The sequence below is a fragment of the Bartonella sp. TT29SHDZB genome (assembly GCF_042193395.1).
In the GTDB taxonomy this organism is placed as follows: domain Bacteria; phylum Pseudomonadota; class Alphaproteobacteria; order Rhizobiales; family Rhizobiaceae; genus Bartonella.
Genome location: NZ_JBHILQ010000195.1, coordinates 1 through 513 on the forward strand (window position 1 = coordinate 1; position 513 = coordinate 513).

Annotated in this window: 1 protein-coding gene and 1 pseudogene; both read right to left on the reverse strand. The window is 49.1% G+C overall.

From position 1 onward, the window contains the following. Nucleotides 1–272, reverse strand: a pseudogene (locus ACFIJJ_RS10245) (hemagglutinin repeat-containing protein); the annotation flags it as partial. Beyond that, nucleotides 250–399, reverse strand: coding sequence for a hypothetical protein (locus ACFIJJ_RS10250; protein ID WP_375632743.1), 150 nt, complete (start codon nt 397–399; stop codon nt 250–252). The gene ACFIJJ_RS10250 and the pseudogene ACFIJJ_RS10245, both read right to left, overlap by 23 nt. Nucleotides 400–513: the final 114 nt, after the last annotated feature.

Consider the following 513-nt stretch of genomic DNA (forward strand, 5'->3'; position numbering starts at 1 on the left):
ATCGGACCACCCGCAGAAATGCTTAAACCTTGGCTGCTAGCTTGAGCATGCGCACCGTTGCTGATATCACTGGTGCTAATGCTTCCTGTGGTCAGGCTGTTTTTTTCTGCCGGCGCGGTACCAGCGATAATATCAGCGCCAACACCATGAATGCTGCCTTTGTGGGCTTGCATGTTAACAGCGCGTCCGCCTTCTATGCTATCTGTCACCGCTGTGGAGGTCTGAACAGAGGCTTCTGTTTTCTCAGTTTTAAAGCCCACTGTCATACTTGCCAGATGCGCCAGCCTCGGTCAAACCGCTTAACGTATCCTGTGGATTGCCCCACGACTTTGGCTTCAAAATACGCATCCCCCGTAATGAAACCTCACCTGCCTTATTGTCGACTATCTTAAACACCAAATTAAAAGTGCCCGTTGCGTGGATAAAGAAGGAGACAGCTTTGATCCTCTACTTCATTCGTGATTTTATCTAACGACCTTTTTAACGATGGGGAGGACGCTTTGGTGATCGCTT